The sequence below is a fragment of the Stenotrophomonas sp. STEN013 genome, from assembly GCF_056760355.1.
The window spans coordinates 136430-157989 of record NZ_JBRREO010000002.1 but is presented as its reverse complement, the minus strand read 5'-3'; the positions used below and the strand labels follow the sequence as shown (position 1 = coordinate 157989).

At 63.5% G+C, this 21560-nt stretch carries 19 protein-coding genes, 12 tRNA genes and 1 other RNA gene; 7 read left to right on the top strand and 25 right to left on the bottom strand.

Features of this window, described 5'->3' with window-relative positions:
- Positions 1 to 52 precede the first annotated feature (52 nt).
- Positions 53 to 145, top strand: a tRNA-Ser gene (locus ACVOMH_RS04910).
- A gap of 37 nt (positions 146 to 182) precedes the next feature.
- Here the strand turns inward: ACVOMH_RS04910 and ACVOMH_RS04905 are convergent.
- Positions 183 to 332 (bottom strand): hypothetical protein, encoded by a 150-nt coding sequence (locus ACVOMH_RS04905; RefSeq protein WP_481551571.1) that lies wholly within the window; start codon positions 330 to 332, stop codon positions 183 to 185.
- A 497-nt stretch (positions 333 to 829) separates the two neighbouring features.
- On the opposite strand from ACVOMH_RS04905, the gene ffs reads away from it, so the two are divergent.
- An RNA gene (gene ffs / locus ACVOMH_RS04900) (signal recognition particle sRNA small type) lies at positions 830 to 926 on the top strand.
- A gap of 36 nt (positions 927 to 962) precedes the next feature.
- Here ffs and ACVOMH_RS04895 read toward each other — a convergent pair.
- Complete coding sequence (locus ACVOMH_RS04895; protein ID WP_057506284.1) at positions 963 to 1721, bottom strand: MBL fold metallo-hydrolase; 759 nt, start codon at positions 1719 to 1721, stop codon at positions 963 to 965.
- Position 1722: 1 nt separating this feature from the next.
- A complete protein-coding gene (locus ACVOMH_RS04890; RefSeq protein ID WP_481551216.1) occupies positions 1723 to 2472 on the bottom strand; it encodes a 3-deoxy-D-manno-octulosonic acid kinase in 750 nt (249 codons plus the stop codon).
- A gap of 22 nt (positions 2473 to 2494) precedes the next feature.
- Here ACVOMH_RS04890 and ACVOMH_RS04885 point away from each other — a divergent pair, with 22 nt between their 5' ends.
- Positions 2495 to 3541: a glycosyltransferase family 9 protein gene (locus ACVOMH_RS04885; protein ID WP_481551215.1), complete on the top strand. Its 1047-nt coding sequence runs from the start codon at positions 2495 to 2497 to the stop codon at positions 3539 to 3541.
- Positions 3542 to 3606: 65 nt separating this feature from the next.
- Here ACVOMH_RS04885 and ACVOMH_RS04880 read toward each other — a convergent pair whose 3' ends face one another.
- Together ACVOMH_RS04880 and ACVOMH_RS04875 are read right to left on the bottom strand one after the other, a co-directional pair.
- Positions 3607 to 4005, bottom strand: a complete 399-nt coding sequence (locus ACVOMH_RS04880; protein ID WP_054658772.1) for a DUF6165 family protein — start codon at positions 4003 to 4005, stop codon at positions 3607 to 3609.
- 178 nt (positions 4006 to 4183) lie between these two features.
- Positions 4184 to 4274: transfer RNA gene (locus ACVOMH_RS04875), tRNA-Ser, on the bottom strand.
- A gap of 203 nt (positions 4275 to 4477) precedes the next feature.
- Here ACVOMH_RS04875 and ACVOMH_RS04870 point away from each other — a divergent pair.
- A complete protein-coding gene (locus ACVOMH_RS04870) occupies positions 4478 to 5182 on the top strand; it encodes a PP2C family protein-serine/threonine phosphatase (RefSeq protein WP_054657159.1) in 705 nt (234 codons plus the stop codon).
- 15 nt (positions 5183 to 5197) lie between these two features.
- Here ACVOMH_RS04870 and dnaQ read toward each other — a convergent pair whose 3' ends face one another.
- Genes dnaQ through ACVOMH_RS04855 form a run of 3 tightly spaced genes read right to left on the bottom strand, consistent with a single transcriptional unit; the run spans position 5198 to position 6988 of the window.
- Positions 5198 to 5926: a DNA polymerase III subunit epsilon gene (gene dnaQ, locus ACVOMH_RS04865; RefSeq protein ID WP_481522875.1), complete on the bottom strand. Its 729-nt coding sequence runs from the start codon at positions 5924 to 5926 to the stop codon at positions 5198 to 5200.
- Between the two features lie 8 nt (positions 5927 to 5934).
- Positions 5935 to 6387 (bottom strand): ribonuclease HI, encoded by a 453-nt coding sequence (gene rnhA / locus ACVOMH_RS04860; RefSeq protein WP_054657155.1) that lies wholly within the window; start codon positions 6385 to 6387, stop codon positions 5935 to 5937.
- Positions 6388 to 6403: 16 nt separating this feature from the next.
- Positions 6404 to 6988, bottom strand: a complete 585-nt coding sequence (locus ACVOMH_RS04855) for a class I SAM-dependent methyltransferase (RefSeq protein WP_241772669.1) — start codon at positions 6986 to 6988, stop codon at positions 6404 to 6406.
- A gap of 80 nt (positions 6989 to 7068) precedes the next feature.
- Between ACVOMH_RS04855 and gloB the strand changes: the two genes are divergently transcribed.
- Together gloB and ACVOMH_RS04845 are read left to right on the top strand one after the other, a co-directional pair.
- Positions 7069 to 7833 (top strand): hydroxyacylglutathione hydrolase, encoded by a 765-nt coding sequence (gene gloB / locus ACVOMH_RS04850; protein WP_481522873.1) that lies wholly within the window; start codon positions 7069 to 7071, stop codon positions 7831 to 7833.
- Positions 7830 to 9044: a lytic transglycosylase domain-containing protein gene (locus ACVOMH_RS04845; RefSeq protein WP_481551214.1), complete on the top strand. Its 1215-nt coding sequence runs from the start codon at positions 7830 to 7832 to the stop codon at positions 9042 to 9044. The genes gloB and ACVOMH_RS04845 overlap by 4 nt, the downstream gene beginning before the upstream one ends.
- Positions 9045 to 9131: 87 nt before the next feature.
- Here the strand turns inward: ACVOMH_RS04845 and ACVOMH_RS04840 are convergent, their stop codons facing one another.
- The 16 genes from ACVOMH_RS04840 to ACVOMH_RS04765 form a co-directional block, all read right to left on the bottom strand.
- Positions 9132 to 11099: a peptidyl-prolyl cis-trans isomerase gene (locus ACVOMH_RS04840; RefSeq protein ID WP_481551213.1), complete on the bottom strand. Its 1968-nt coding sequence runs from the start codon at positions 11097 to 11099 to the stop codon at positions 9132 to 9134.
- Positions 11100 to 11229: 130 nt separating this feature from the next.
- Positions 11230 to 11306: transfer RNA gene (locus ACVOMH_RS04835), tRNA-Asp, on the bottom strand.
- A 69-nt stretch (positions 11307 to 11375) separates the two neighbouring features.
- Positions 11376 to 11452 (bottom strand) — tRNA-Asp (locus ACVOMH_RS04830).
- 80 nt (positions 11453 to 11532) lie between these two features.
- Positions 11533 to 11609, bottom strand: a tRNA-Asp gene (locus ACVOMH_RS04825).
- Positions 11610 to 11635: 26 nt separating this feature from the next.
- A tRNA-Val gene (locus tag ACVOMH_RS04820) sits at positions 11636 to 11710 on the bottom strand.
- Between the two features lie 12 nt (positions 11711 to 11722).
- Positions 11723 to 11995 (bottom strand): HU family DNA-binding protein, encoded by a 273-nt coding sequence (locus tag ACVOMH_RS04815; RefSeq protein WP_054657149.1) that lies wholly within the window; start codon positions 11993 to 11995, stop codon positions 11723 to 11725.
- A 207-nt stretch (positions 11996 to 12202) separates the two neighbouring features.
- The gene (lon, locus tag ACVOMH_RS04810) at positions 12203 to 14659 is read right to left on the bottom strand and encodes an endopeptidase La (RefSeq protein WP_481551212.1); all 2457 of its coding nucleotides are present in this window, start codon (positions 14657 to 14659) and stop codon (positions 12203 to 12205) included.
- A 177-nt stretch (positions 14660 to 14836) separates the two neighbouring features.
- Positions 14837 to 16123, bottom strand: a complete 1287-nt coding sequence (clpX, locus tag ACVOMH_RS04805) for an ATP-dependent Clp protease ATP-binding subunit ClpX (protein WP_054657145.1) — start codon at positions 16121 to 16123, stop codon at positions 14837 to 14839.
- Positions 16124 to 16250: 127 nt separating this feature from the next.
- Positions 16251 to 16877 carry an ATP-dependent Clp endopeptidase proteolytic subunit ClpP gene (gene clpP / locus ACVOMH_RS04800; RefSeq protein ID WP_054657143.1) on the bottom strand — a complete coding sequence of 209 codons (627 nt, stop codon included), beginning with the start codon at positions 16875 to 16877 and terminating at the stop codon, positions 16251 to 16253.
- A gap of 66 nt (positions 16878 to 16943) precedes the next feature.
- Positions 16944 to 18239 (bottom strand): trigger factor, encoded by a 1296-nt coding sequence (gene tig, locus ACVOMH_RS04795; RefSeq protein WP_481551211.1) that lies wholly within the window; start codon positions 18237 to 18239, stop codon positions 16944 to 16946.
- Positions 18240 to 18421: 182 nt separating this feature from the next.
- Positions 18422 to 18506: transfer RNA gene (locus ACVOMH_RS04790), tRNA-Leu, on the bottom strand.
- A gap of 138 nt (positions 18507 to 18644) precedes the next feature.
- Positions 18645 to 18720 (bottom strand) — tRNA-Lys (locus tag ACVOMH_RS04785).
- A 110-nt stretch (positions 18721 to 18830) separates the two neighbouring features.
- Positions 18831 to 18906, bottom strand: a tRNA-Lys gene (locus tag ACVOMH_RS04780).
- Between the two features lie 77 nt (positions 18907 to 18983).
- A tRNA-His gene (locus tag ACVOMH_RS04775) sits at positions 18984 to 19060 on the bottom strand.
- Between the two features lie 34 nt (positions 19061 to 19094).
- Positions 19095 to 19171, bottom strand: a tRNA-Arg gene (locus tag ACVOMH_RS04770).
- A gap of 44 nt (positions 19172 to 19215) precedes the next feature.
- Positions 19216 to 19292, bottom strand: a tRNA-Pro gene (locus ACVOMH_RS04765).
- Positions 19293 to 19433: 141 nt separating this feature from the next.
- Here ACVOMH_RS04765 and ACVOMH_RS04760 point away from each other — a divergent pair.
- Positions 19434 to 20195, top strand: a complete 762-nt coding sequence (locus ACVOMH_RS04760; RefSeq protein WP_481551210.1) for a Bax inhibitor-1/YccA family protein — start codon at positions 19434 to 19436, stop codon at positions 20193 to 20195.
- Positions 20196 to 20438: 243 nt separating this feature from the next.
- Here the strand turns inward: ACVOMH_RS04760 and ACVOMH_RS04755 are convergent, their stop codons facing one another.
- Positions 20439 to 21443 carry an isocitrate dehydrogenase gene (locus ACVOMH_RS04755; RefSeq protein WP_057505861.1) on the bottom strand — a complete coding sequence of 335 codons (1005 nt, stop codon included), beginning with the start codon at positions 21441 to 21443 and terminating at the stop codon, positions 20439 to 20441.
- Between the last annotated feature and the right edge of the window lie 117 nt (positions 21444 to 21560).

Sequence of the window (21560 nt, the reverse complement as noted above, 5' to 3'; positions counted from 1 at the left end):
CGACCCTATAGAATTTGCGCCCCTGCAGCGCCTTTACGGTTGCGGCAGGTCCGGAGAGGTGTCCGAGTGGTTGAAGGAGCACGCCTGGAAAGTGTGTAAGCGTCTAAACCGCGCTTCGGGGGTTCGAATCCCCCTCTCTCCGCCAGTTTTGAAGAAAAAGGCCGCCCACCGGGCGGCCTTTTTCATATCCCTCTCCCAGTTGAGCCGCAGCGGCTTGATAGCTGTATCAGCTCAAGAGCACCGACAATCAGCAGCGCAGCGCCCATGCGCCCGGCATGGATCTGCTGGCCCAGCAAAACGATGCCGACCGCAAATGCACCGACCGCACCGATGCCGGTCCAGATCGTGCAAGCGGTACCCAGCCCGGCACATGGCCAAGGCCAGCCACCAGCAGCAGCTGGCGATCCTGCCGACCAGGGTGACAGTGCCGGGAACCCGCCGGGTGAATCCCTGCAACTGCCTCATCGTCAGCGCCCACACACTCTCCAGCCAAGCTGGCAATCAGCACATAGATCCAAGCGATCCGACCTGCGGGAAGGGGCCTGGCCGTTCGGGGGAGATTCCGAAGTTGGGAACAGGTCGTCTTCCCTGCGTGCGGCGTTCCAGCCAATCACGGGGCTGCCGCAGCAGCCCGCCTTGTGCGGGTTGCAGACGATTCAATGCATCTGCGGCTGGCTGTTGTGTCCCCGCATACGTTACAATCGCCGCGCGCTGCAGGGTTCGTGATCCGCAGCGCCCCTTCTGGAATACCCGCCGGCTGATATCCATCGCCCCGTTTTCCAGAAAGAGCTCAGGCCGCCGCAAGGCGGCCAACGTCTCTATGGTGGCCCCGTCGGCCCCTCGCGACGCTAGGTCGAAAATCCCGCCAGGGCCGGAAGGCAGCAACGGTATCGATCGACGCGGGCGCCGAGGTCAGCCGGCGGGGCCACCGCCTTTTTGGGCCACGTCGCCGCGTGGCCTGTTCAGACCGGCGCAGCAGTGGCGGCGGTCGGCCCAGCCAGGACCACACATTCGCCCGGCATCGCCACGCGATGTCCGCGTGCGCGCAGCGCATCGCCATCGGCCGCACTGGCGTAGTGGTAGAGGATCATCCGCGCCTGCGTCGCCGCGTCGTATTCGCGTTCGAGATCATCCACCCCGGTATGCGAGGGATTGCCATGCAGGCCGCAATCATGGGCGATCAGCTCGCCGTCGGCAGCATAGCGCAGCAGCATCTCCGGAATCGGACGGGTATCCCCGCTCCACACCAGCGCCCCTTTCAGGCGCAGACCGTAGGCGGTTTCCGGCCAGTGATGGCGCACGGGGAACACCTCCAGCCGCACGCCGTCATGCCAGAACGCCTCACCGACGGCGATCAGCTGGAAGGCATCCCAGAAATTGGCACCGCCCTCGGCCAGCACATTCGGATAGTCGCCGATGCGCCTGTGCAGCAGTGGCAGCACCGTGGCCGGCACATACACGCGCACCGTGCCGCGCCGGCGCGGATTGAAATACGCATCGACGAACAAGCGCTCGAAGCCGGCCACGTGATCCAGGTGCACATGGGTGACAAACAGCGCATCGGGCATCGCCGCGTAGTGCGCGCGATAGGCCGTGAGCCCCTCACCGCCACAGTCGATGGTCAACCACGGCTTGCCGTCGCGCTCGATCACCGCCATCGGCGAACCCAGATCGACCGCCGAGGCGTTGCCGACGCCCAGAAAACGTAATGCCCAGCTCATTTCAGACGCCCCGGTTCCAGGCCAGATCATAGGCACGGCGCAGCCGCGCGAAGTCATGCGCCACCTCCTCGCAACTGCGCTCACCGCGCAGTTTGAGCAGGGAGCGCAGCAGACGCTTGAGGTTGCGCTCGCGCCAGCGGGTGGCGGGAATACGCAGCACGCCACGATCGAAGTCGATCAACCAGCCGTGCCCGTTGGCATCGAACAGGATGTTGTGGGCGTTCAGATCGGCGTGATCCAGACCGGCGCGGTGGAAGCGGGCGATCAGCCGGCCGGTTTCCTCCCATGGCGCGCCACGCCCGGTCACCAGCGCACGATCGGCCAGCGAACGCACACCCTCCAGCCGTTCCATCAGGATCGCCGCGCGGTAGCCCAGCCCGTCGCGCATATAGAACGCGGCCAGCGGCCGCGGCACCGGAAGCTTGTGCGCGATCAGCTCACGCATCAGCCGGAACTCGGCGAAGCTGCGGGTGCGATGTGCGCCCTGCCACAGATACAGATCGCGGCTGAACTTGGCCGCGACACCGCCACGCAGGTAGCCGCGCAGCACGCAGTGCCCGAACGGCGCGTCGACAAACCACGCACCTCCGCGCCCCCCCTCGCCGACCGGCCGGGCCTTCTCGCCCCAGTGCGCAGGCGAAAACAGAGCAGGCTCGGCTTGCCGCAGGCGTTCGCGGTCGAACAGAATGGCGCCATAACCGCGACCATCGCGGCAGGGCGTCAGCGCTTCAGTGGCGTCGAATGCGACCATTCTTTGCGAGTCTAACAACACCATGCCTGCATCGTCCCCCTCATTGTGCCTCTTGCGCCTTTCGGCATTGGGAGATGTGACCCATGTAGTCCCCTTGGTGCGCACGCTGCAACAGGCACGACCGGGCACGACGCTGCACTGGGTGATCGACAAGGCAGGCCACAAATTGCTCGAAGGCCTGCCTGGCGTGACCTTCCATGTCTACGACAAGAAGACCGGCGTGGCCGGAATGCGCGCACTGCGCGAGCAGTTGCCTGCGGCGCGATTCGATGCGCTGCTGCAGATGCAGGTCGCCTTCCGCGCCAACCTGCTCTCGGCCTTCATCCCGGCCCGGCGCCGCATCGGCTATGACAGGTCGCGCTCGAAGGATCTGCACGGCCTTTTCATCAATGAACGTATTGCCGACCGTCCCGGCATCCATGTACTGGATGCGATCGGCAGCTTCTGCGAACCGCTGGGATTGAAGCAGACCGAGGTCAGCTGGGACCTGGCCACGCCACCAGAAGCTTCTGAGTGGGCGCACGCGCAGTGGGACGAGGATGGTCGTCCGGTGCTGATGATCTCGCCCTGCTCCAGCCACCAGCGCCGCAACTGGTATGCCGAGCGCTACGCGGCGCTGGCCGATCACGCCGCAACGCAGGGTTGGCGCGTGGTGTTGTGCGGCGGTCGCAGCGAACTGGAGCGCAGCACCAGCGATGCCATCCTTGCCGCGATGAAGCACCCGGCACTGGATCTGGTCGGCAAGGACACGCTCAAGCAGCTGCCGGCGCTGCTGGCCCGCGCCCATCTGCTGGTCACGCCGGACTCGGGCCCGATGCACATCGCCAACGCCGTGGGCACCAAGGTGCTGGGCCTGCATGCGGCCAGCAACCCGGCGCGCAGCGGTCCGTATTCGGATAGGCGCTATTGCGTGGACCGTTATGACGACGCCGCCCGCCGCTACCTGCACAAGCCGGCCAGCGCGCTGAAATGGGGTACCAAGATCGAGTTCGACGAGGTGATGTCGCTGATCAGCGTGGACGACGCCATTGCCGCCTTCGAGCGCTACCGCAGCGACCATCCACAGTGAACCGGCCGCGATGATGCCAAAGGCCGCCTCGATGGGCGGCCTTTGGCCTCCGGCAACCGCGCCTCTCAGCTGGCGCGGTAGTCCTGGTAGGACTTCTCTTCCACGTAACTGGAACCCAGCGCCAGGTTAATCGCCTTCTTGATCCGCGCGCGTTCGTCGTTCTGGAAATAGACGCTGCGCGCCAGCTGCACAAAGCCGTCATCGAACAGCTGCGCCTTTTCCTTCAGGCGGATGTCATCTTCGATATCCCACAGCCGCTCGTTGACCGCCTTCAGGTCCGCACGCAGGGCGGCGATGTCCTGGGCCGCGGCCGGGTGCGCCCTCCAGGTGGCGTCCAGCGCCGCCAGCTCCTTGCGCACATTGGCCAGCTTGGCCGCATCGCTCATCCGTTCGGACTTGATCTGCAGGATCGAGATCTTGTCCAGCAGCTCGCCGAAGGACACCGGCACCAGGATTTCAGACATGAAAGTCACCATTTGGATCAGGCGCACAGTGTAGCGGGCCAGACGCGCCATGGCCGGGCAACGCTGAGTAAGGTCCCCGACGCGACCGCGACCGGTGTCGGGTTCTTGCGAGAGCGGACACCGCGCCCTGATCCGCGCCCAAGAAAAAAGCCACCCGCAGGTGGCTTTTTCCGGTATCTGGCGGAGAGGGGGGGATTCGAACCCCCGAGGCGCTATAAACGCCTGCCTGATTTCGAGTCAGGTACATTCAACCGCTCTGCCACCTCTCCAGATGGTCCCCGGCGAACCGGGCTGCGAATGATAAGGGGCATTGGCATTGCCGACAAGCGGTTTTTCACAATTGACGCGCCATCGCTTGCCCGGAGCGGGCGTTGCGGCAACCGGCAGGCCATATTGCGACGCTTGCTGTACTCCTCCATGAACGCGATGATGCGTTGCCCTTCCTGACGCAATACAGCCCACGCCGGCACTCATGATCGAATTCGGACACCTCAGCCATGTCGGCCTGCGCCGCCAGCTCAATGAAGACACCTACTACGGTGACAGCGAGCTCGGCCTGTGGCTGGTGGCTGATGGCATGGGCGGACACGCCTGTGGCGAAGTGGCCAGCGCCCTGGCGCGGGAAACCATCGTCCGCGAGATCCGCAAGGGGATCCCGCTGGTCCAGGCGATCCGTATCGCCGATGAGGAGATCATCCGCACCTCGCGACGGCGCAATGACAGCCTGCCGATGGGCACCACCGTGGTGGCCGCACAGATCCTGGGGCACCAGTTCGAAGTGGCCTGGATCGGCGACAGCCGCGCCTACCTGTGGCGGGACGGCAAACTGAGCCAACTGAGCCAGGACCACAGCTACGTGCAGGAGCTGGTCGCAAAAGGCTCACTGACCGCCGAACAGGCCCGCGCCCACCCGCACCGCAACGTGGTCACCCAGGCATTGGGAGTCACCGACCCGGCGCACCTGAACGTGGCCACGATGACCGGGGAATTGCGCCCGGGCATGCAGCTGCTGCTGTGCAGCGACGGGCTGAGCGAGGAAGTGGACGATGCCAGCATCGCCAGCATGCTGGCCCATGCCGATTGCAGTGCGCAGGAATGCGTGGACACCCTGGTCGGCGCGGCACTGGATGGCGGCGGCTCGGACAACGTGACCGTCATCCTCGTCCGCTGCCACTAGCCCCCTTCGATTGCCTCAGGCGGTTTCCGGCGCCACCGGCGCACGCTCACCATCCCACCAGGCGTGACCGGCCTTCTTGCGCAGCCGCGCCAGCCGGGCTTCGTGCGCCTCCAGCTCGGAACTGGTCGCCAGCACCCGCGGGCGCGGCAGCAAGACCGCAGGGTCAAATGCCTGTACCGCGCCGACAGCGCCACTGCGCTCGGCCTCTGGCTGACCGAAGCCGATCTCCTCCTGGCCCGAGGTCAGGGCGATATACACATCGGCCAGAATCTGCGCATCGAGCAGTGCGCCGTGCAGCTGGCGATGCGAGTTGTCCACGCCCAGCCGCCGGCACAGCGCGTCCAGCGAGTTGCGCTGGCCAGGGTAGCGCTCGCGCGCCATCAGCAGGGTATCGGTGACGGTGACCCGCTCGGCCAGCCGGGTTTTTCCGGCCAGCGCCAGCTCGTTCTCCAGGAAGCCCATGTCGAACGAGGCGTTGTGGATGATCAGTTCGGCGCCATCGACATAGGCCAGGAACTCGTCGACTACTTCTTCAAAGCGCGGCTTGTCGGCGAGGAACTCCAGGGTCAGCCCGGTGACTTCCTGCGCCCCACTCTCGAACTCGCAATCGGGCTTGAGGTAACGATGGAAATTGTTGCCGCTGGGGCGGCGTTCAAGCAGCTCCACGCAGCCGATCTCGACCACGCGGTTGCCTTTCTTCCAGTCCAGGCCGGTGGTTTCGGTATCAAGGATGATCTGGCGCACGGCCTACCTCAGTTGCTTGCGGCGCTGGCGCGCACGCGGATGGCTTCATCGCGGGCCAGCTGGTCCACGCGTTCGTTGTCCGGGTCGCCCGAATGGCCCTTGACCCAGCGCCAGTCGATCCGATGCCGCTGGGTGGCCGCGTGCAGACGCTCCCACAGATCGCGGTTCTTGACCGGATCGCCACCGGCGGTTTTCCAGTTGCGTCGCACCCAGCCGCCCATCCATTCGGTGATGCCCTGGCGCACGTACTGCGAATCGGTATGCAGCACGATCTCACACGGCTCGGTGAGGGTCTCCAGGCCCGAGATGGCGGCCATCAACTCCATGCGATTGTTGGTGGTGTGACCTTCCCCGCCGGTGACCTCGCGCTCATGTCCCTTGTAGCGCAGCAGGGCGGCCCAGCCGCCCGGCCCGGGATTACCGAGGCACGCGCCGTCGGTGTGTATTTCAATGGATTTCATGTAGTTCCGTAAAAAGTCAGGTCGCCAGCGGCCGGCGCCAATCGGCCGTCCTGAGCTGGCCAATAGCGGTCAACGTGGTGGTGCGTTTTTCCCCGCTCAATACACAGATCGCGCGCAGTGCCGCCAACGAAGTACCTGCGCCTGCACCGGAGGAATCCAGCAAAGGCCCCAGATGGCGCAGCGAGGTGCAGCGCAGGCCCTGGCGTTGGATCAGCATCCGGCAATGCCCCGCCGAGGGTGGCCGTGCGCCCTGCCATTGCCAGTGCGTGCGGTAGGGACTGCAGCGGTTGAGCAGTGTCATCCACAGCCGCCCCCCGGGCATCAAGATCCGCGCGCACTCGGCCAGCAGATCCGCCGCCTGCTCCGCCGCCACATGCTGCAGCACGATCGCATTGACGGACTCGGCCGGCAGCGGCAGGGGCAGCGAGCAACGCAGATCGCCGTCGTACCCCGGTCCGGTCACATGCGGATGCAGCCGGATGCCCCGACCCTGGGGTGGAGACACGGGCAACCAGCTGGCCGCCGGCCCCATCCACAGCCAAGGCTGCGCCGGTACCGCACGCAACTGTTCAAGCAGGGTCCGATGCTCGAGTTCACGCATCGCAAGCGCGCCAGTTTTCTCAAACCAGGCCGAGACTGCAGCTTGACGGGGGAACGGGGCGGCAGGCATGGTCCAATTCTATGCGACTGACCGCCCTGCCTGCATTTCAGGACAACTACATCTGGGCGCTGCAAACGCCTGACGACCGCACGGTTTTTGTCGATCCGGGCCAAGCCGGCCCCGTATTCGACGCCGCGGACCAAGGCATGCAGCCCGCTGCCGTCCTGCTCACCCACCACCACGACGACCACATCGGCGGCGTCGCGGCGCTGCGCCAGCGCTGGCCCTGGCTGCCGGTGTTCGCCCCAGCCGATGAACGCATCACTTTGGATTGTGAACGGGTGGGTGAAAACGACCGGGTACAATTGCCCGGCTTCGATTTCACCGTGCTGGAAGTTCCCGGCCACACCGGGAGCCATATCGCCTACCTCGGCCACAACCACCTGTTTTGTGGCGACATGCTGTTCAGCCTGGGCTGTGGACGCATGTTCGAAGGTACGCCCGCCCAGATGCTGGCCTCGCTGCAACGCCTGGCCGCGCTGCCCCCGCAGACATGGGTCTGCTGCGGGCACGAGTACACACTGGCCAATGCCGTGTTCGCTCGGCATATCGATCCCACCAACGCGGCATTGCAACGCCGCCAACAGGAAGCTCAGGACATGCGCAGCCGCTCACGCCCCTCCGTTCCCGCCTTACTGGCCAGCGAACTGCAGTGCAACCCATTCCTGCGCACCAACGACTCCGCCATTCGCGCCGCCGTCGCCACCCGCCTAGGCCGGGCGCCAGCCGATGAAGTGGAGACCTTTGCCGAATTACGGCGCTGGAAAGACGGTTTCCGCGCATGAAGCGGCACGCTCTGGCGCTCGCGCTCGGGATGTTTCTGGGCGTGGGCGCGGCTGCCGCCAGTACCCCGGCGCTGCCCGTCAGCGCCGGGGTGAGCCAGAACCTCGCGGCACTGGGCGCCTTGCCCATTGACCCGGCCTCGCTGCCGCCGCCGACCAGCCGCAATGGTCGCGAGATTTTTGCCAACTTCCGCGAAGGCCTGGCCGACGCCCAGTGCGATGCCGCCGCGACCAGTCCCCGCTGGCGCAAGCACTTCGCACACGCCCCTTCGCGCCTGGGCAATATCGAAGACGACGCACTGCCGCTGTTCGGTTACGTGGTTGATGAACTGCGTGAGGCCGGCCTGCCGACCGAATATGCGTTGATCCCGTTTGTGGAAAGCGGCTACAGACCCGGCGCGCGCAATGCCGGGGGCCCGGCCGGCCTGTGGCAGTTCATCGCCACCACCGCACGCAACCACCGTGTACCGATGGAAGCCGGCTACGACGGCCGCCTTTCTGCGGTGGATTCCACCCGCGCGGCCGTTCGCTACCTGAAAACGCTGCACGGCATATTCGGCGGCGACTGGCGGCTGGCGGTGATGGCCTACAACGCCGGCGAGTACCGCATCCTGCAATCGCTACGGCGGGCCGGCATGAACGCCCAGAACGCGCGTCCTGCAGAGTTGCCCGGGCTCTCGCCCATCACCTATTCGTATGTCGAGAAACTGCACGCGCTGGCCTGTGTGCTGGAACAGGCCGAGAAGCAACCGGATCTGATGGCCGCCCTCGACCGTCCAGTACCGATTCTCAAGGGCCATTCGCTGCCAGCCAACACCACGCTGGCCGCCTGGTCGGCGCAGAACGCACTGGATCCGGCCCGAATCGCCCGTCTCAACCCGGCCGTGACCGGTGCACGCCCGGGCGTGCGGGTGCTGGCACCTGCGATGATCGGCCATGCAGAAGGCGCCATGGCGCCGACCGACAGCGTCGCAGTGGCCTCCTCCTCCCCACCACCTCCGGCCACGGCTGTAGGCGCGCGTGTGGCCAGCAGCAGCGCGGCAACCACCACTGGCCGGACCTCACGCCGCCATACCGTGCGCAGCGGCGAATCGGTCTGGTCGATCGCACGTCGCTACGGGGTTACCGTCAAAGCGCTGCTGGCCCGCAACAACCTGGACGCCAAGGCGACGCTCAAACCGGGCATGGTGCTCAACTTCGAAGAGGCGCGCTGAGGCCGCAACTCCCCTGCCCACCCGGCACTGCAGGACAGACAAATGAAAAAGCCCGGCGAAAGCCGGGCTTTTTACTTGACCCCAGACCTAGAGCTGGGATTCCTGCACCTGCACCTTGAAGCGCTTGCGCATGCCATCCACATAGGCCTTCGCCGCCGCAGCGCCATCGATCTGGCTGAGCTGCTGCTTCAACATGGACTGCTGCTGCTCACTCACTTCAGCGATATCGCCAGGCGTCACCTTGGTCACCGCGAACACCGCATAGCGACCATCGCCCATGTCGACTTTGCCATAGCTCGGCTTGTCGGCACTCGGCGGTGCTGCGGCGAATACGGCTCGATTGGCCTCAACGGTAGGCATCGGCGCGGTACGCGGCAGACCCGGCATCGGCAACAGCTGCAGTTTGTCGGATTCGGCCAGCAGCTGCAGGGTTTGTCCGCTGCCCAGCTTGGCCAGCAGTGCATCAGCGGCCTTGCTCGATGCTTCTTCCGTACGGTGTGCGCGAATGGCCGCAATCACCTGCTCACGTGCCTGCGCAAGCGGGATCGGCTGCTCCGGCGTGTGCTCGGTGACACGCAGCATCACGTTGTGGTTTGGCGCGATCTCGATCGGGTCACTGACCGTACCGTCTTCCACCCGCGCGTCGGAGAACGCTGCACGCAGCACTGCCGGATTGGCAGCGACGCCGCTGGCGGTGGTACGCGTGAACGGTCCCAGCACCTGCACCGGCACGCCCACTTCCTTGGCTGCCGGCTCCAGCGCGGTCGGGTTCTTGTAGACCAGATCCACCAGTCGGCCGCTCAGCTCGCTGAACGCCTTTTCGTTGTCGGCCTGCAACTGTTCGGCAGCCAGCTGGTCACGGACTTCCTCGAACGGACGCCCCTCACCACCCTTGATCTCGCGCAGCTTCAGCACGTGATAACCGAAGTCGGTCTTGACCGGCCCGGTGATCTCGCCAACCTTCATCGCATACAACGCGTCTTCGAACGGCTTGACCATCACGTCACGCTCGACCCAACCCAGATCACCGCCCTCGTTCTTCGAACCCGGGTCATCGGAGTTGGCTTTTGCCAATGCTTCAAAATCAGCGCCCTGCTTGGCTTCTTCGGCCAGCTTTGCCGCCTTGGCCTCAGCAGCCTTCTGCGATGCCGCATCGGAACCGGCGCTGATCAGGATGTGCGAGGCCAGACGCTGTTCCGGCGCGACGAAACGCGCCTTCTCCTCGTCATAGCGACGACGCAGCGTGGCTTCATCGGCCGGCGTTACCGCCGGCAGCGTCGCTGCATTGAGTTCCACGTACTCGATGGAGACGCTTTCCGGCTGCAGGAAATCCTTGGGATGAGCGTCGTACCACTGCTTGATCTCGTCATCGCTGACGGCTGCGGTGTCGGCTTCCGGCGCCGGCAACAGCGCGAACTCGACGTCACGGGTTTCACCCAGCAGCTTCAGCAGCCGCTCGCTTTCACCCTTGGTGGCAAAACCCGACTGGGCAAGCGCACTGGGAATGATCGACTGCTGCAAACTGGTGCGCACCAGCTGTTCGAACATCGCCGGCGTCCGCGGCGGTGCACTCTGCGCCAGCACCAGCCGGTACTGGTCGGCATCGAACTTGCCATCGCGCTGGAACGCCGGAATGCTGGCGATGTAGTCGCGCACCGCGGCGTCGCCGATCACGATATGCGCGTCTTCAGCCGCCAGACGCACGACTTGCTCGTCGATCAGCTGATCCAGAACCAGCAGTTTGTTTTCCGCCGTTTCGAATTCACGCGGATCAAAATCCTCACCCTGCTGCTCACGCGCCTGCATGCGCGCCTGCTCGAAACGGGTACGGAATTCTTCGGCACTGATTTCGTGATGGTTCCACAGGAACGACATCGGCCACCAGGACGGCGCCGACTGCCACCAGGTCGGCGGCGCCGACACCTTGGCCACGTTCTGCGCACCGACACCGCCGAGATAGCTGTTGTCGATCACGAACAGGAACGGAATCATCAACAGGCCCATGATCACGGTAACGATCCAGCCCGAGGTCTTGTCGCGGAGTTTCTGCAGCATGGGAAAAATCACGGCCCGATTGGCGAGCCGGGCAGTGTAACCCGCTTCCCGCCTGACTCCCAGCGCAGCCGTGCCGCACGGGCGGCCAAAGAAAAAGCCCCCGGCTTGCGCCGAGGGCTTTTGAGACAACTGGCGGAGCGGACGGGACTCGAACCCGCGACCTCCGGCGTGACAGGCCAGCATTCTAACCAACTGAACTACCGCTCCACGTTTTGACTCGTCCGTTTTGCCAGGTTTCCCCTGCAAAACGCGCATTCCGAAGAATGACTGGATAAATGGCGGAGCGGACGGGACTCGAACCCGCGACCTCCGGCGTGACAGGCCAGCATTCTAACCAGCTGAACTACCGCTCCACATTTAACCTTTTTGTTTTCTCTCATTCCGAAGAACTTGAGAAAACGAGGCCCCCGATTTCTCAGGGGCCCGTATGAAGTGGCGGAGCGGACGGGACTCGAACCCGCGACCTCCGGCGTGACAGGCCAGCATTCTAACCAGCTGAACTACCGCTCCACTTTCAAACTTTTACCAGTGATGCTTGGTGGGTGCTGAGGGTTTCGAACCCCCGACCCTCTCCGTGTAAGGGAGACGCTCTACCGCTGAGCTAAGCACCCTAGGTGAGCCGCTTAGTTTACAGCGTCTTTCAGAGCTTTACCAGCCTTGAACGCAGGATTTTTCGAAGCGGCGATCTTGATGGTGTCACCGGTCTTCGGATTGCGGCCGGTGCGCTCGGCGCGCTCGCGAACCTGGAACGTACCAAAGCCGACGAGAGTCACGGCATCACCCTTCTTCAGGGCTTTGGTGATCTCGGCGATGACGGCGTCAACTGCACGGCCGGCTTCAGCCTTGGACAGATCAGCAGCAGCGGCAACGCCATCAATCAATTCGGTCTTGTTCATTCGGTAAAACTCCCTTTGCGGTAATGCCGCGGAATAGATGGGTGGGTCGTCGCCCGCATTTGCAGCAGCGGCAACCGGAAAATCCTTCAAACACGCTGCCTGTGATTTCACAGGTACGTGAGTCGCACTTTTATACCAGCCGCCCCCTACCCGCGCAAGCTGAAAAGCCAATAACGACGCGGGTTTCAGGGGTTTTCAGCAATACGTTCAATGCTTGACGCGCGTAGCCGGAGATGTCTTGGCCTTGCCACGCACTGCCACACGCGGCGCTTTCTTGCCCACCTTCTTCGGTGCCAGTGGCGACTCCAGTGCGATATCCAGCACTTCATCGATCCACTTCACCGGGACGATGTGCAGATCGCGGGTGACGTTGGCCGGAATATCGGCCAGATCCTTGCGATTCTCATCGGGGATCAGCACCGTGCGGATACCGCCACGCAGCGCCGCCAGCAGCTTCTCCTTCAACCCGCCGATGGCGGTAACGCGGCCGCGCAGCGTGATCTCACCGGTCATCGCCACACCCGCCTTGACCGGAACCTTGGTCAGCGTGGAGACCAGCGAGGTGACCATCGCGATACCCGCGCTGGGGCCATCCTTCGGCGTGGCGCCATCGGGCACATGCAGATGCACATCGTGTTTCTGCAGGAAATCGACATCGATCCCCAGCGTTTCGGCACGCGCACGCACCACCGACAATGCCGCCGTCGCCGACTCCTTCATCACATTGCCCAGCTGGCCGGTCAGGGTGACAGCGCCTTTGCCCGGAATCAGTGTCGACTCGATCTGCAACAGGTCACCGCCGACCTCGGTCCACGCCAGACCGGTGACCAGGCCGATCTCGTTCGCCTCCTCGGCACGACCGAAGTCGAAGCGCTGCACGCCCAGGTATTTCTCCAGGTTCTTCGCGTCCACCACCACGGCTTTCGGCTTCTTGGCAGATTTCTTTGCAGCCACTTTCTTCACCGGCTGCGGACCGGCCAGGGCAATTTCCTTCACCACCTTGCGGCAGATCTTGGCGATCTCACGTTCGAGGTTGCGCACGCCCGATTCGCGCGTGTAGTAGCGCACGATGTCACGGATCGCCCCCTCCTCGATCGCCAGCTCCTCCACCTTCAGGCCATTGGCCTTGAGCTGCTTGGGCACCAGGTAACGGGTGGCGATGTTGAGCTTTTCATCCTCGGTATAGCCCGGGATGCGGATCACTTCCATGCGGTCCAGCAGCGGACCGGGGATGTTCAACGAGTTGGAGGTGGCCACGAACATCACTTCGCTCAGGTCCAGGTCGACCTCGAGGTAGTGGTCGTTGAAGGCGTTGTTCTGCTCCGGGTCCAGTACTTCGAGCAGCGCCGAGGACGGATCGCCACGGAAATCCATCGACATCTTGTCGATCTCATCCAGCACGAACAGCGGATTCTTGCTGCCGACCTTGTTGAGGTTCTGCACGATGCGGCCCGGCATCGAGCCGACGTAGGTACGGCGATGGCCACGGATCTCGGCCTCGTCGCGGACGCCACCCAGGCTCATGCGCACGAACTTGCGGTTGGTGGCCTTGGCGATGGACTGGCCGAGCGAAGTCTTGCCCACGCCCGGCGGTCCGACCAGGCACAGGATCGGGCCCTTCATCTGCTTCACGCGCGACTGCACGGCCAGATACTCGAGAATGCGATCCTTGACCTTCTCCAAGCCGTAGTGGTCGGCATCCAGCGTGTCCTGCGCGGCCTTCAGATCCTTGCGGACCTTGGTGCGCTTGTTCCACGGCACACCCAGCAGCCATTCCAGATAGTTGCGCACCACCGCCGCTTCTGCCGACATTGGCGACATCTGCTTGAGCTTGTTGAGTTCGTTCTTGGCCTTGGCCTCGACCGCCTTGGGCATGCCGGCGTCGGCGATCTTGCGCGCCAGCTCTTCCAGCTCGCCCGGCGCGTCATCCAGATCACCCAGTTCCTTCTGGATGGCCTTCATCTGCTCGTTGAGGTAGTACTCGCGCTGGCTCTTTTCCATCTGCGACTTCACGCGCCCGCGGATGCGTTTCTCCAGCTGCTGCACGTCGATCTCGCCGTCGACCAGGCCGACCAGCATTTCCAGACGATCACCGATCTGCAGGGTTTCCAGCAGCTTCTGCTTGTCGGCCAGGCGCACGCCGATGTGCGCGGCGATGGTGTCGGCCAGGCGCGCCGGCTCATCGATACCGGCCAGCGTCTGCAGCAGCTCCGGCGGCAGCTTGCGGTTGGTCTTGACGTACTGCTCGAACAGCGACATCAGCGAACGGGCGATCGCCTCGATCTCTCGCGGCTCGCGCGTTTCATCCGATTCGATTTCCACGCCGTGCCCCTGCAGCGCGCCATCCCGCTCATGGACCTTGTCCACGGCCACGCGCGAGAGCCCCTCGACCAGCACCTTGATGGTGCCATCGGGCAGCTTCAGCAATTGCAGCACCTGCGCCAGGGTGCCGACGGTGTACAGGTCCGCCGCGGCCGGATCATCGGTTTCGGCCGACTTCTGCGCCAGCAGCAGGATGCGCTTGTCCGCCTCCATCGCGCGCTCCAGCGCCTGCATGGACTTGTCGCGGCCCACGAACAGGGGAATGACCATGTGCGGGAACACCACCACGTCGCGCAGTGGCAGGACCGGCAGGTCGAGGACTTCGAGTTGGGACTGGGCCATGGGGGCTCCGCAGGAATTCGGGGGAACAACCAGCCGGGAGCTGGTGGGTGGACAAGGCTGAAATAAAAAAGCCGATGGCCCCGTTATGGGGCCATCGGCGAGGTGTTGCAAGAGGTGTACGAGCGAGATTCTGAACGGGCAACCCAGCCCCGCAGCAGTGCGTCCCGTCGCCCCTGTTCAGTCGCCGGAAGCAGCCTTGGGCGGTGCCGGCGGCGTCTGGTAGATCACGTACGGCTCGGACTTGTTCTCGATGACCGATTCATCGACCACCACCTTGCTGACATTTTCCTGCGACGGCAGGTCATACATGGTGTCCAGCAGCACCGACTCGACGATCGTGCGCAGGCCGCGGGCACCGGTCTTGCGCTTGATCGCCTTTTTGGCGATGGCTGCAAGTGCATCAGGCCGGAACTCCAGCTCGACGTTCTCCATCTCGAACAGTTTCTTGAACTGCTTGGTGATGGCGTTCTTCGGCTCGGTCAGGATCTTGATCAGTGCCGGCTCATCGAGCTCTTCCAGCGTGGCGACCACCGGCAGGCGGCCGACAAACTCGGGGATCAGACCGAACTTGATCAGATCTTCCGGCTCGACCTCGGCCAGCACCTTGCCGATCTCCTGCTTGCGCTCGGTGCTCTTGACCTTGGCGCCAAAGCCAATACTGCTGGTTTCCGAGGAACGCTGCTGGATCACCTTATCCAGGCCGGCGAACGCGCCGCCACAGATGAACAGGATGTTCTTGGTATCGACCTGCAGGAACTCCTGCTGCGGATGCTTGCGTCCGCCCTGCGGCGGCACGCTGGCCACGGTGCCTTCGATCAGCTTCAGCAGGGCCTGCTGCACACCTTCGCCGGACACGTCGCGGGTGATCGACGGGTTCTCGCTCTTGCGCGAGATCTTGTCGATCTCATCGATGTAGACGATGCCCTGCTGCGCCTTCTCGACGTCGTAGTCGCACTTCTGCAGCAGCTTCTGGATGATGTTCTCCACGTCCTCGCCCACGTAACCGGCTTCGGTCAGCGTGGTCGCATCGGCCATGGTGAAGGGCACATTGAGCAGCCGCGCCAGCGTTTCGGCCAGCAGCGTCTTGCCCGAACCGGTCGGGCCGACCAGCAGGATGTTGGACTTGGACAGCTCGACGTCGTCGTTCTTCTGACGGCTTTCGATGCGCTTGTAATGGTTGTACACCGCCACCGCGAGCGTGCGCTTGGCGCGGGTCTGACCGATCACATACTGGTCCAGGACCTCGAGGATCTCCTTCGGCTTGGGCAGCGAACTGCGTGCCGACTGGGCCTTCTCCTCAAGCTCCTCACGGATGATGTCGTTGCACAGCTCCACGCATTCATCACAGATGAACACGCTCGGGCCCGCGATCAGCTTGCGTACTTCATGCTGACTCTTGCCGCAGAACGAGCAGTAAAGAATCTTGCTGCTGTCCCCGGAACGACCTTGCCGGTCTTCGCTCATGCTTCGCTTACCCAGTTGCTTCCCCCTATGAACAGGGGGTTCAAATTCGAGAATAACACAGGGCCGGAGGGACACCAGTCCCGTTCCGACCCTGCAGAATTGCCGTGTTTTCCGGCAGTTTTTACCATCAGGCCGCTTGGATCGACTCGTCCGGACGACGCTCAAGCACCTGGTCCACCAGACCATAGGCCTGGGCCTCGGCCGCGCTCTTGAAATTGTCGCGCTCGGTGTCGCGCGCGATGGTTTCCAGCGATTGCCCGGTGTGCTTGGACAGCACCTCGTTCAGGCGAGCGCGCAGGGTCAGGATTTCACGCGCGTGGATGTCGATGTCGGTGGCCTGGCCCTGGAAGCCACCCAGCGGCTGATGGATCATCACCCGCGAATTGGGCAGCGCATAACGCTTGCCGGCCGCACCGGACGCCAGCAGCAGCGCGCCCATGGAGGCCGCCTGACCGATGCAGATCGTGCTCACATCCGGCTTGATGTACTGCATGGTGTCGTAGATCGCCATACCGGCGGTGACCACGCCACCGGGCGAATTGATATAGATGCTGATGTCCTTTTCCGGATTTTCCGCTTCCAGGAACAACAGCTGCGCCACCACCACGTTCGCCATGTGATCGTCGATGGGACCGACCAGGAAAATCAGGCGTTCTTTGAGCAGGCGCGAGTAGATGTCATAGGCGCGCTCGCCGCGGGCGGTCTGTTCGACCACCATTGGAACCATGTTCAGGGCTTTGGCTCGGTTGTCCATTACGTGGGGCACCTATTTTGAGAGGAACACCCCGCGCCAGCGGCGCGGGGATCAAACGCCCGCCAGTTACTGGCGGATGGCTTCCTGGAACGACAGCGACTGCTCGGTGTGCTGGGCACGCTCGGCGATCCAATCGATCACCTGCTCTTCCATCACACGGTTCTGCAGGCCAGCCATAAGCTGGGGGTCGTTGCGGTACATCTCAATGACCTGCTCGGGCTCTTCGTAGGTCGAAGCGATCAGGCGCATGGTTTCGTTCAGGCGCTTCGGATCCAGGCGCAGCTCGTTCTTGCGGGCCACTTCACCGACCAGCAGGCCGACCAGCACGCGCTTGGCAGCGGCGTCCTTGAAGCCCTCATGGGCATCGGCCGGCACTTCGCCCGGGTTGCCGCCCTGGCGACGGATGGCCTCGATCTGCTGGGCCAGCATCGCACGGGCCTCGTTCTCGACCAGACGCGGCGGCAGCTCCACCGAGGAATAGGCGGCAATCAGCTGCTCGCCCACTTCACGGCGCAGACGGTTCATCAGCGCACCCTTGAGCTCGCGCTCCAGGTTGGAACGGATGTCGGCGCGGAACTGCTCCGGATCACCGTTCTTCACACCGAAGCTCTTGATAAACGCGGCGTCGACTTCCGGAACTTCCTGTTCGGAGACTTCAACGGCCTTGACGGTGACCTTGGCCGTCTTGCCGGCCAGCGCCGGCACGCGCCAGTCGGCCGGGAAATCGACGTCCAGCGTCTTTTCCTCGCCCTTGGCCAGCCCGACCAGGCCCTTTTCAATCGACTCGAACATCATGCCCTGGCCGAGAATGATGGTGCCCTTCTCGGCACCTTCCGCCGGCAGGCGCTCGTCGCCGACCTGCGACCAGGTTTCCAGACCGACCAGATCACCTTCCTGCGCACCACGGGCGACCGGCTTCCAGGTACGGCGCTGGGCACGCAGGTTCTCGATCATCTGATCGATGTCCGCATCGCTGATTTCAGCGGTGTGGCGCACCACGGTCAGCTTGGTCACGTCGACATCGCCGAAGTCCGGCACCAGCTCCACGGTAGCGACGAAATCGAACTCGCCGTCGCCCGCCTTGTCGATGCGCGGATTGCCGGCAATGCGCAGTTCGTGCTGGCGCAGCGCGGCGTCGAACGTCTCGCGCAGCAGGCCATCCACCGCCTCGGCGCGCACCTGCTGACCGAAGCGCTGCTCGATCACCTTGGCCGGCACCTTGCCCGGGCGGAAACCCTTGATGCGCGCAGTGCGAGCGATCTCACCCAGACGTCCATTGATGTGGGTCTGCAGGCGCTCCTCCGGAAGGGAGAAGGTCAGGCGGCGTTCCAGGTTGCCGGTGGATTCGATCGAAGCTTGCATGTGGACTCCTGCCACCGGTGGCGCATGGGCCCCGGCTCGATTGGTAGAGAAACGGATTTGAACGGCGCACGTATCCACGCCAGCCCGGTAGTTTCGCTGATTCTGGCGGGCGCTTCCAGCCCGCTGCAAGACCGCAGCACCGAAACCGGCGCCAGGAAGATGGGACCGGCAATATCCAAAGATGGTGCGAAAGGGGGGACTCGAACCCCCACGCCTTGCGGCACTGGAACCTAAATCCAGGGCGTCTACCAATTCCGCCACTTTCGCGATGCCGATTCAGACCGCCATTGTTGCAGGAGCGCCAGAAAAGCGGAAGACAAGCACCCGCCCTCCACCCAACGCCCCAGACCGGCACCGTGCCTGGCAAGAAAAAAGCCGCCAGATCACTCTGACGGCTTTTCAATCTGGTGGGCTGTCAAGGATTCGAACCTTGGACCTATTGATTAAGAGTCAACTGCTCTACCAACTGAGCTAACAGCCCTGAAACTTCGGCGCCAAGTCTACACCAGAGGGTGTTTTCCACGCCACCCCAAAATGCGGGGCTTACACATAAAGAAAAAGCCGCCAGATCGCTCTGACGGCTTTTCAATCTGGTGGGCTGTCAAGGATTCGAACCTTGGACCTATTGATTAAGAGTCAACTGCTCTACCAACTGAGCTAACAGCCCTGAAAATCAGGAGGCGAATAATGCCGCAACCTGGCTTTTATTGCAAGCCCGGATTTCACTCCGAAGCTTTGAAACAGTGGGGTGGCTGAGGGGATTCGAACCCCCGACCACCGGAATCACAATCCGGTACTCTAACCAACTGAGCTACAGCCACCACTGAAAACTTGCCACCTACCGCTTGCACCTGATGGTGCGCCCGACAGGAATCGAACCTGTAACCGCCGGCTTAGAAGGCCGGTGCTCTATCCAGTTGAGCTACGGGCGCTCTGACCGGATTGTCGCATTCCAACACGCGCTTGGTGCATTGGATGGTCGGGGTAGAGGGATTCGAACCCCCGACATCCTGCTCCCAAAGCAGGCGCGCTACCAGACTGCGCTATACCCCGGCGGTGAATCTCTCCGATGCCCCGGAAAGGTCGGCTATTGTCGTAACTGTGGCGCAGTCTGTCAACGGTAAATTTCACTTCGATTGATACGGGTATGCTTGATGCAGCACCCGCCCCTCATTCCTCGCAACGGAGACTTGCATGCGCAGCGGCAACCCCGCCCTTTCCGAATCCACCTTCCTCGATCTTGGCAGTGGCAGCGTGGTCTCACGCGGCGCGCAGGTGATGACGATCAACGGTACCGTCAACAAGACCGGCCTGCTGTTGCTGCTTGCCGTGCTCACCGCCGCGTTTGCATGGAGCGGCACGATCAGCGACAGCGGCGAGCTGCTGCCGGCCGCCAAACTCTACCTGTGGGGCGGCATGATCACCGGCCTCATCCTGTCGCTGGTGACGATCTTCAAGAAGAGCTGGGCACCGGTCAGCGCACCGCTGTACGCATTGGCCGAAGGCTTCTTCCTTGGCTCGATCTCGGCCATCTACGAAGCCCGCTTCAACGGCATTGTCTTCCAGGCGGTGATCCTGACCTTCGGCACACTGTTCGCGCTGCTGTTCGCCTATCGCAGCGGACTGATCAAGGCCACCGAGAACTTCAAGCTGGGCGTGGTCGCCGCCACCGGCGGCATCGCACTGGTGTACCTGGCCACGATCGTATTGGGCTTTTTCAATATCAACATCCCCTTCATCCATGAGTCCGGCCTGATCGGCATCGGTTTCAGCCTGTTCGTGGTGGTGATCGCGGCGCTGAACCTGGTGCTGGATTTCGACTTCATCGAAAGCGGCGTGGAAGCCGGAGCACCCAAGTACATGGAGTGGTACGGCGCGTTCGGGCTGATGGTCACCCTGGTGTGGCTGTATATCGAATTCCTGCGCCTGCTGTCCAAGCTGCAATCCCGCAACTGAGGGCCTGCAGCAGAAGGTGATGCAAAGGGCGCCCTCAGGCGCCCTTTGTTTTTTTGGGACGTTGCGCCGCTGACCTGCAACGCGGAGAGTGCACAGGGCCCGGCCCCCGCCCTTTCACATAGCGAAGGCGCGGCGATGACGTTGCGACCGTCCGCAGCACACCGCCCACGCGATCAATCCAAACAGAAACGGAGCGCTTGCGCGCCCCGTTTCGTCAACCACCAGAACGTGCCTCCGCCGCAATCAGATGCGGCTGGCGATCGCCTTGGCGAAGCCCATGGTGGTGCCGGTGCCGCCCAGATCGCCGGTCAGCGAGTCCTTGGCTTCCATCGTGGCGACGATGGCCTTGCGCAGGCGCTCGGCGTTTTCCGGCTGGCCCACGTGGTCCAGCATCTGCGCCGCACCCAGCATCAGCGCCACTGGGTTGGCCTTGCCCTGACCGGCGATGTCCGGCGCGGTGCCATGCACGGCTTCGAAGATCGCCACGTCAGCACCGATGTTGGCACCCGGAGCCAGACCCAGGCCGCCGACCAGGCCGGCACACAGGTCGGAGATGATGTCGCCGAACAGGTTGGTGGTGACGATGATGTCGAACTGCTCCGGACGCATCACCAGCTGCATGCAGGCGTTGTCGACGATCATTTCCTGGAATTCGATTTCCGGGTACTTGGCGGCCACTTCACGCGCCACGTCCAGGAACAGGCCCGAGGTCGACTTGATGATGTTGGCCTTGTGCACGGCGGTGACCTTCTTGCGGCCGGTGCTCTTGGCCAGCTCGAAGGCGTAACGCACGATGCGCTCGGAACCCTTGCGGGTGATGCGGGTGCCGGAGAACGCGGTCTCGCCGTCGGCCGACACTTCCTGGCCTTCGGCCAGGTAGGCGCCTTCGGTGTTCTCGCGCACCGTGATCATGTCGATGTTCTCGTAGCGCGACTTGGTGTTCGGGAACGAGATGGCCGGACGCACGTTGGCGTACAGGTCGAACTGGCGACGCAGGGCGACGTTGATCGAGCTGAAACCACCACCCACCGGCGTGGTCAGCGGGCTCTTCAGCGCCACCTTGTTCTTCGTGATCGATTCCAGCGTGGACGCCGGGATCAGCTCACCGTGCTTTTCCAGCGCGGCCAGGCCGGCGTCGGCGTATTCATAGGTCAGGCCGGTGTTCAGCGCGTCGAGCACGAACAGGGTGGCGTCCATGATTTCCGGGCCGATGCCATCGCCGCGGATGACGGTGATTGTCTGCGTCATTTTGGGTATTCCAAACAGGGAGGAGGGGAAAGCGCCATCCGGCTGCCCGGAACCCGGCGCGATTGAAAAGGTTTCAACTGTCAATTATGCCCGATCCGCCCCTCCGCCCCCAACTGG

What these genes read in the sequence shown, in the direction of transcription:
- ACVOMH_RS04895 (WP_057506284.1), bottom strand. Translation starts at nt 1,721, where the DNA reads ATGAGCTGGGCATTACGTTTTCTGGGCGTCGGCAACGCCTCGGCGGTC.
- ACVOMH_RS04890 (WP_481551216.1), bottom strand. Translation starts at nt 2,472, where the DNA reads ATGGTCGCATTCGACGCCACTGAAGCGCTGACGCCCTGCCGCGATGGT.
- ACVOMH_RS04885 (WP_481551215.1), top strand. Translation starts at nt 2,495, where the DNA reads ATGCCTGCATCGTCCCCCTCATTGTGCCTCTTGCGCCTTTCGGCATTG.
- ACVOMH_RS04880 (WP_054658772.1), bottom strand. Translation starts at nt 4,005, where the DNA reads ATGTCTGAAATCCTGGTGCCGGTGTCCTTCGGCGAGCTGCTGGACAAG.
- ACVOMH_RS04870 (WP_054657159.1), top strand. Translation starts at nt 4,478, where the DNA reads ATGATCGAATTCGGACACCTCAGCCATGTCGGCCTGCGCCGCCAGCTC.
- rnhA (WP_054657155.1), bottom strand. Translation starts at nt 6,387, where the DNA reads ATGAAATCCATTGAAATACACACCGACGGCGCGTGCCTCGGTAATCCC.
- ACVOMH_RS04855 (WP_241772669.1), bottom strand. Translation starts at nt 6,988, where the DNA reads ATGCGTGAACTCGAGCATCGGACCCTGCTTGAACAGTTGCGTGCGGTA.
- gloB (WP_481522873.1), top strand. Translation starts at nt 7,069, where the DNA reads ATGCGACTGACCGCCCTGCCTGCATTTCAGGACAACTACATCTGGGCG.
- ACVOMH_RS04845 (WP_481551214.1), top strand. Translation starts at nt 7,830, where the DNA reads ATGAAGCGGCACGCTCTGGCGCTCGCGCTCGGGATGTTTCTGGGCGTG.
- ACVOMH_RS04840 (WP_481551213.1), bottom strand. Translation starts at nt 11,099, where the DNA reads ATGCTGCAGAAACTCCGCGACAAGACCTCGGGCTGGATCGTTACCGTG.
- ACVOMH_RS04815 (WP_054657149.1), bottom strand. Translation starts at nt 11,995, where the DNA reads ATGAACAAGACCGAATTGATTGATGGCGTTGCCGCTGCTGCTGATCTG.
- lon (WP_481551212.1), bottom strand. Translation starts at nt 14,659, where the DNA reads ATGGCCCAGTCCCAACTCGAAGTCCTCGACCTGCCGGTCCTGCCACTG.
- clpX (WP_054657145.1), bottom strand. Translation starts at nt 16,123, where the DNA reads ATGAGCGAAGACCGGCAAGGTCGTTCCGGGGACAGCAGCAAGATTCTT.
- clpP (WP_054657143.1), bottom strand. Translation starts at nt 16,877, where the DNA reads ATGGACAACCGAGCCAAAGCCCTGAACATGGTTCCAATGGTGGTCGAA.
- tig (WP_481551211.1), bottom strand. Translation starts at nt 18,239, where the DNA reads ATGCAAGCTTCGATCGAATCCACCGGCAACCTGGAACGCCGCCTGACC.
- ACVOMH_RS04760 (WP_481551210.1), top strand. Translation starts at nt 19,434, where the DNA reads ATGCGCAGCGGCAACCCCGCCCTTTCCGAATCCACCTTCCTCGATCTT.
- ACVOMH_RS04755 (WP_057505861.1), bottom strand. Translation starts at nt 21,443, where the DNA reads ATGACGCAGACAATCACCGTCATCCGCGGCGATGGCATCGGCCCGGAA.